Annotated in this window: 4 protein-coding genes; all 4 read right to left on the bottom strand. The window is 39.7% G+C overall.

Features of this window, described 5'->3' with window-relative positions; all coding sequences use genetic code 11:
- A partial coding sequence (locus JO154_RS11190) for a DUF6443 domain-containing protein (protein ID WP_291945281.1) occupies window positions 1-1,551 on the bottom strand: 1,551 nt, incomplete at its 3' end.
- A 1,111-nt stretch (window positions 1,552-2,662) separates the two neighbouring features.
- Window positions 2,663-3,166 (bottom strand): hypothetical protein, encoded by a 504-nt coding sequence (locus tag JO154_RS11185; RefSeq protein ID WP_291945278.1) that lies wholly within the window; start codon window positions 3,164-3,166, stop codon window positions 2,663-2,665.
- Window positions 3,167-4,334: 1,168 nt separating this feature from the next.
- A complete protein-coding gene (locus JO154_RS11180; RefSeq protein WP_291945275.1) occupies window positions 4,335-4,691 on the bottom strand; it encodes a hypothetical protein in 357 nt (118 codons plus the stop codon).
- Window positions 4,692-4,721: 30 nt separating this feature from the next.
- Window positions 4,722-8,733 (bottom strand): hypothetical protein (locus tag JO154_RS11175; RefSeq protein ID WP_291945272.1); only part of this gene is annotated, 4,012 nt, incomplete at its 5' end.

Raw genomic sequence — 8,733 nt, 5'->3', positions numbered from 1 at the left:
ATGCATATCCAGGTAGGTAACAGAAACTTGTCCGTTGGCATCGGTGACGGTATTTTTGAAATAGTGACTGGCGTCGCCTACCTCTGTACCGAATAATGCATAGAGATCTTCTTGGGAAGGAGTACCATAGGTATAGACAATATCATGCCCACCGTTGAGGGTATATTGTTTACCGACAGCTCCCTGTTGGCGCACCCGATTGGTATTGTCCAATGTGTAGGCAGTTTCAGAGAAGACGTATCCTTCTGCATCTGGAATGAATTTATTAAATCCGCTGTCTCTTTGAGGATTGGCGGGAGAATAATATTGGGCGGTACCAGATGCTGTTCCCATCACAGGGGCGTGTTGGGTAAGGATATCAGCGGGTTTATTTAGATAATCGAACCTGTCCGGCGTATATTCGGCACCGTTAATATCTGTATTGAGCCGTCTGGTATATTTAATAATGGTGTTGAGAGTGGGAGCGGGGAGTACCTGTAAGGCTGGGCGTCCCTGGTAATCATAAATACTTTCACCTACAATGATGGTACTGGTGGTATTATCCTTGGTAACAGTTTGTCTGCCACGGAGGGAACCATCGAAATAATTGAGGATCGTTTTTCGTTTACCTTCTTCAGCGAAGGAGGTTTGCGCTTGCCAGTTGAGTTGTCGCTCATGACCGGTAAAGGCATAAGCACCCAAGCCACCGGTAAATTGGGAGCTCCAGTTACCAGTGATACGCCCAAATGCAGGTTTTTCTTGCACGGGACGGAAGCGGAAGTATAAAGCTCCTTCATGGTCGTACATCAAGGGAATGGCATAGTTGGTACCAGCCACCGTTACCCTGGTAGCATTGTTTTCAAATAATTTATCGGGGTTAATGGGAGTACCATACCTGCCAGTTTCTATGGCAGAGGAATCAATATAGGCCCACTCGAGGTCATAGGCATTAGCACCGAATACCATTGGCCAGTTCACGGGCAGCTCGTCTGCGTTAGCAGCATCAAATTTTCCTATACTCATCCGGCTTAATGCTACTGTCATGGGATCCATTTTAAATAATGGATTTACTTCCATGGCGTTTTCCAGCATGAGCGCCGGGAGGATATTTTTGGGTGCATCGGTGGCATAGGAGAGGACCTTTACACTCACAGCAGGGGCATTTTCAAAGATGAAGCTACGACGCAGCACATAGGGGTGAGCGGTGTCATAGTTCAGCGTCAGTTCTTTGTCTACTGAATCTATCTGCAGCTTGGGGGTGGTGTAGATGATGCGCACTTTTAGGGCAGCATTGAATTTTACAGGTAGTGCACGGGAGGAGTACTCGTTTAACTTAAAGGTGATGATATTTCTAACCTTATAGGGGGTATCGAGTTTGGATTTTAGACTGGCATCAAAGTACAGGCTGTCCTGGATGCTGATCACAGAGTCTTTCTGTAACTGTCTTTTGGCGCCGTCTAAGGTGCGGGTAATGATGATACTCTTGGTTTGTGCCTGGGAGTATTGAGTTACAAACAACAAGATGCCTGTCAGTAACAGGAAGGATAGGGACCTTTTAAAATAGTAATTCATTTTACAGCAACCTGAACTAACCAGGTGGTATAGGTTTATAATTCGAAAAAATTTATTTAGCAACAAGTTTTACGCTGGAATTCCAAGCGTTTTACTGGGCGGCTAGGCTAAAGGAGTCAATTAGTATTAAATGTGAATTGTACTGCTACACTAGGCTCAGGGAATGCAATTATGTTTGTTATCGTGTGGTATTTTCATGAATAATTAAACTAAATAGGAATAGATAAAATAATAGCTGGGTATTCGTTAAAAATTTTATTACCCTGAAAATCCGGCAATTATAAGGAAAAAACGTGACCAATGGATATAAAAGTTGAATATTCTGGCGATTGGATAAATTGATTAGTGGAGCATATTTCGTCGGTACAGATGGCTTGTCAACTGCTGAAGGGGCAGACCTATTCTATCATTGGTAGATAATCATCTTTAGGATTAAATATTTTTTTCTTACTTATAATTATTGAGTTATCCTTTTTTAGGTTCCTATCATGAACAATAAAGCCGCCGGAGACTAACCGGCGGCCTTTATGCATTAAACGTATCCTTAACTATAGTTTTACTTTTTTTGCCATTTTATCATCTGGATGAAAATACTGTATTATTTTCTGCATACAGTATCTTTGCCAGTTACCAACTTCCCATTGCGTAACCAATAGATTGGAGTTTTGATATACTAGCATCTTATAGTAGGTATATCGGCCAGCGATAGGTTTCAGTTCAAATCTGAGTTCATTTATTGGCACAAGTATATCTATTTCTACAAGATCCTTTTTTTGATTACTATATGACAATAATCGCCATCCTTAATTTCTATTAAACTAATCCAATACAAACTATATCTAATTGCCCAATACAAGGAATATAGTACTATTGAAATGGGAATAAGATAATAAAGGAAGTTCCACCATCCTGTTCTATTGTGTGACATTAGCCCATATACCCCCCTACAAATACAGCTATGGCTATAGAAAAGCTCATCCTAGACAGGATGCGATTGTTGAAAGACAGTTCTTGTTAAAATAAGATCATATTAGGTACAGTGCTTAATAAAACCAAAATTCAAAATGTCCCTAACCCCAAAGGAATAATTTGGAATTAAGAAGATAAGTTTTTATTGAATTTGAGTATCCTTTACTAAGCTATTAATAAAGGCCTCGTAATTAAATAGCCGTTTATTAAAATTAAGTAGCATTGAAATATAGTGAACACAAGCAATTACAATAAGTATCATCCCACCCAACAAATCATGATGTTTATATCCCATGAAGTAAGAAATAACACCGAATAAAATGTAAAATGTTATCAACCCTATAAATGTATTATCACTCAGTCTGTGTTTACAGTTTAAAATTGTCAAATTATCTTCTACAGTAATGTGAACCTTTAATGCTGGACTGATGGGATTCTTCGCATAGCTTAAGCCATATTGACCCATAATCAAAATGAATCCATTTGAATTTGGTTCGCTAACAAAACTATTATTTTGCATTAAACCTTTCATTGAAAGCTTCCAGGTTTTATGAATAGTTGAATTAGATACTTTTTGAAGAATCTCCTCCTTACTGAGTGTTGTCCTTACCTTCCAATTAGCAACCGGAATTAATTTTATATTCATTATTTTAAATTATGTTGTTGAAAACCTCGGTAGTAAATCAATCGATTGTCCTCTTGAATTAACACCTTTAGATTTATTACTTTCATTACTCTTAGTGCCAGAAGGATTGTTAGTCTTCTTGGGTTCCTCTGGTTTTGAATTCGATTTAGCGTGTAGGCGTAATCGATACCCTGTACATGTGCCTGTCCTAAGACAGTTCTTGCCAGTGGACCGTGTTTGTAATATTGGTAGAAGGCGTATTTCTCCCAATAGATACTATCTCTACTGGTTTCAACATTGGTAATTCTGTTTTCAGCATCATAACTATCGCCTGCTTCTGTCCCGAGTTACAAATCTTCTATTAATATAGACTCATTATTATTTATTCTTGCTCGGTACCATAAAGGCTATGAGTCCAATTTTTCATAATTCAAAGGATGGGTTTTGTTTCAACAGATCGAAAGGCATGTCAGAAGTTGTATACTTATCTATACCGTTAAAATTCCAGGTTTAGTTTTATTACTGGGGTCATCATCTAATATTTGAACCAATATTAAAACTTATCAAGAGGAACGGTGGAGAGTGCTTTGGCATAGTAGTCAGCCGATTAGGTTCTATTTCATCTGTAAGGGAAATGGTGGATAACCAGGTAGGCTCATGAGTGATAGTTTTCTCCACGATGCTAAAACTGCATAAATGATACCAAAATGGTAAGCATTGAATTTAATAAATAGAGAAAAAATAAATAATGGAATAGCAATCAAAAACGTAATAACAAAAAAATCTCTATCATGGAAATTAGTTATTCTCATTGCATATGCATTAAAAATTATTCTGAATATAACAGAAGCGAAAATTATATAATATTCAGTGTCTGAAGTAATACTTTTTGTTTTCATAGAGTAATTATGTTGAAGGATCAACTGGGTTAATTATGAATTTCCTTCTCTATTGATCCCATCACTCTTCTCCTGCCCATTAACCCCAAACTTATAACCCCTCCCAGATTCCAAACGGCACCATTCATCTATGCTTCAAATGGTGTATAATCTGTCTGGTTAAACACTGTGGCATTACCTCCATTTTGCATCAGTAGCCAATACGTTACCAAGATGGTTGGTAACGTATTGGTAACGTTTCCTGCCACACTGCCTCCAGAGGGAAGCGGTGTTGCCGACAGCACCTAGCTCTAATATCCAGTAATAATAAAGCCCTGATAATCATAAGTACCACTGTCACTCTTTCTGAAAATTAACGCTGTATCCGAATAAGCTTTCTTGAAAATGGAATCTTCCAACTTAAATACCTTATTATATGTATTAAAACCAGCACAGCTTACAACTATGGCTTTATCACCGTCTTGAATTTTTAAATCATACATAGTTCGTCCAAGGTTTTTATATGATTTTATTATTCCGGAAATCTTACTGGCATGTATTTCCTTAACTTCCCTCATACTTTTTTTCCAATTTCTAAATAATATTATCCCAACTACTAAAACAGTAATTCCCATGAATGAAAAGAAAATAGTTTGCAATAATTTCATAGTAATTTTGAAATTTAAATGACATTTTCATTAAAAAATTCTTTTCATTGGTGTTGAATATCCACCACCTAGTGAACCATTAATGGGTGGTGACACTCCAACATCCCCGGCCCCTCCGATTTTTATTGTCATCAATGTTGGCCTAAAGTTATTATCAAACCCAATGTCCACACCCCCACCAAGTTTCAACCCCAATCCTAAACCTACCTCAGTTCCTACAGCAACAGACCCTGACCATCCTCCAAACATACCACTTTCAAGTTTTTTCACATCACGACCCAGATAGTACCCTTGCCCAATATTAAAACCTCCACTCACGCCTATGGAAACATTTATATTTCCTCCTGTGGTAGTATTAACAAATAATCCTGGGTCTTTGCCCCTCAATAACAAAGTATATGTAACATCTTCTGACATACCAATACCTGCTGATGTTTGAGTCCCAAATGAGAGTATATAATAATCGGGGATTATAGCTCTTGCAAACGGAGAATTCCAAGCATCTCTAATTGCCGCACCTGAATTGTGAATGCCATTCTGCACAGTAGTACTAACGTCATTACCAAACTTTTGTATCCTGGCGCCACTTTCATCTATTGTTTTTTCAAAGGTTGGGAATCCATCTGTCAAACCTCCACTTCCTACCTTTCGCTTATCAGGTGTATTATAGTGTTCGTATGGAGTTATAACAACTCCTCCATGCCCATCAGAGTAGTTTGTATTCTTCTTATAATACCAGTTTCCGTAATTCGCACTGCGAGGATCTGTATTCTTTGCTATCCCTTCCCCACCATGCAATTTATCAGCAATCCAGGCCCCAAATCTAGTTTTATAATCCCCCTTTGGATCCAAGTAATAGATAGGGTTATTACCGAATGCAAGGTATTCACTTTGTCCGATAATTGGTTTTGGGTCCAAATTCCATCTCCTTCCTATCCTCGGATCATACTCCCAGAACTGAGCAGTATAACTATTTCCTTCTCCTTTAGTCTCGTCAGTCTTCTCCATCCCATTAAACCCAAACCTATAACTATTAGCACTAAATGATCTACCATTCAGTCCCATACCAAATGGTGCGTAATCCTGAACAGATACAATTCTTGGGATAAAGTAAGCAATCGTACTATCGTTAGCGGTTACAGATAGTTTATCATCCCCGACAGTAGCGAGTATGTTGCCAAGATGGTTAGATAATTCAAAGAACTTATAACCACGTTGGAAGTTACTGAAATATCCAGAACCTAATCCTAGCATCGGATAGCTATTTACTGTATCTGGAAGCGCAATATTTGTGATCCAATTATTGATACCCAACCTACTGCTGCCATACAGATGTGTTTCTGTCTGGCTCATTTGACCCTGGTTGATTTTAGGATCCCCTGTTACGTAAATACTCATCACATTACCTGTGGCATCACGTAGATATCTAGTCTCAATATTTCCTATAATCTTACTTATACGGTATCCTGAAGCATCATAGGTATACCTGATTTTGGTTCCATCTACCTTTTCAATTTCAGCAATCTTGCCATAAGCAGTCCATTGGATGTTGTTAATCTTACCGGCTGTGTCGCTGGTTAAGTTACCGATGGCATCATAGTGATAGTTGCCTGCTGTTTGCTTATCAATGTCATTATCATAGTAACTACTGTCTACTGCGTCTGAGATATATTCCAGTTTGTTGGTACCAGAAATATAGTGATAAGTTAATTTATCCATATCCAGGTTTTTTCCAGCCCAGGTGTTGTTACCGTTGCGGTTATAATGAAGGATATTACCGTTAGGATCGTAAGCAATCGTTTCTGCGAAGTCATTGACAGCTATTGGCGTCCATTTGTTAGCAACAGTATCCAAACCACGGAAAGTATTCATTGCTTTGATGCGGTTGAGTGCATCATAGGTGTAGCTATAGAATAATGGTTCTCCTACTTTAGGCAGGTTAACTCCCATTGCAGCAATGTTGCCATTGTACAGTGGGCGATTAATGTTCACTCCTGAGATAGCCGAAACTCCGGCTATATTCGAATAGTCGTTATTGTTATAATGGAGACTATAACTATACGCATCCTTGGCTGTTTCTCCAGATGGCTTACCATCTTCACCCATATCCTTGTCAGTGCCAAGCGTAGAACTATTAACTCCTTTTAACCAACCTTGTAGCGTATAGGCGTAATCGATGCCCTGTACTTGTGCCTGACCTAAGACAGTTCTTGCCCGTGGACCATGTTTGTAGTATTGGTAGAAAGCATCTTTCTCCCAATAAATACTATCTCTACTGGTTTCTACATTGGTGATCCTATTCTCTGCATCATAGCTATATCGATGATAGAAGGCATCTTTTTGTCCAGGCTGGTAGCTGACAAGATTTACCTTTCCACTGATCAGATCATAGTCATAGTTGATTTTCTTGAAGGCATTTGCACTATCAACTAGACTAGAACGATAATCCTGTAATAAGGATTTTACATTACCATGAATGTCATAACTGTAATAAGTGGCTGCTATATGTTTTCCAGGTAGCGTATCTGCCAAGTTATTATATACAGCACTCCAAGCCACGCGGTTTCTCACGTTATCAGGTACCCAGTTAACCCATTTTGTAAATGGATTAGGGGTATCATAAATGGTACGTGTGATCTGGGTGCGGCTTACACCCGGTGCAGTTAACCAACTATTAAGGGATGCCTGGTTTCTGGAAACGGCATCCGACAGCACAGCTATGGTGTTTATCTGACCAACTTCGGTAATTCTATTGATCTCATCAAATATAGTATAGCTGTAATTGTTCTCCAGTTGCTGTTGAGCGTTCTGAGAAACAGACAGTCTACCCAGGCGATCATACCAGAAATTGGAAGTTCCCGCATCCGGAGATTTTTGGGTTACAATAGTATTCAGTGTATTGTATCGATAGTTCGTTGTTAATGTGTGCAGAGGTACCAGTGTATTACCATTGGCCACTGCAGCTTTTACCTGGTTGATCCAGGCAGTGGATCTGTCTTTAATTACACCCGCAGGAGGAACCGTTTTTACTAAGTTCCCTGCTTGGTCATAATAGTATAAGGTATAATGATACTCACTATTATTATACTGCATGGCTAGTTCTTCCTGCATGGCAGCTTCCATCGCCTTACTGGTGTAGGACTGATCGAAGATATTGAGCACAGAATCCCTGCGGTAGTTAAAGATCTCATTTCCTTTAAGATCCGCTAATAGTAGGCTATCTGTACATTTGGTTGGCATCTCTGGTGCTTCGTCAAATACAGGACTGGTATTACCACATAACATGGCGGTATAAGTATAATAGCAGGTATCAATACCTGGGCATGATAACGGAGAGGCCAATACGCTGTTGATCCGTTCTCCAATGCCTAAGTCGCTGAAATTCCAGCTACCCAGATAGGTGGCCTTTCCAAGAGTAGTGGTATCAATTACATTCGGATTTAAAGAGGAGGCCACATAGCTCATGGAAGCAGGAGCATCGTTACATCCTGTTTTACCACTGGCACTAGTCAGAATCAACATGGCGGTATTGCCCGTCATACCAACTGCAGCATAGGTGGCGTTTTTACGTTGGATAATATTATTGATGCGTTCATTGCCAGGAAGCTGTATATGATTGGACCATAATACAGCGTCTGGGTACATCCTGTGCAGCCATACGTCTCCATTTGACTGCCCGCTAATAATACTACCATCTCCGGTAGCTCCTGCCTGCCAGCTACCAGTAGCGCGTCCGGTGGGGGCCTGCATTACCTGTAGGGTAGCATCAGATTTATCAGCAGTGATGTTGATCACACCACCGCTACCGCCAAACTCACCACTTAAAGTATATCCCAGCGGGGTGCTGATGATATCAAAGTTGGTACTGGTGGCAGCTGCTGTTTTATAGGTTACCGCATCATAGTTTTGACCAGTACTAACCGATTGCCTGATGACAGTAGGATAGAGTCCGGAGACATTAGGCATTACTGCGGCCAGGTACAAGGTGTCGTCTCTCTCCATCAAACCTACGCTACTAATGGCAGCACCGATAGGTTGTTGT

Origin of the sequence: Chitinophaga sp., from assembly GCF_019236475.1 — a bacterium.
Taxonomy (GTDB): Bacteria; Bacteroidota; Bacteroidia; order Chitinophagales; family Chitinophagaceae; genus Chitinophaga.
The sequence above is the reverse complement of the archived record's forward strand: the minus strand, read 5'-3'. Positions and strand labels throughout refer to the sequence as shown.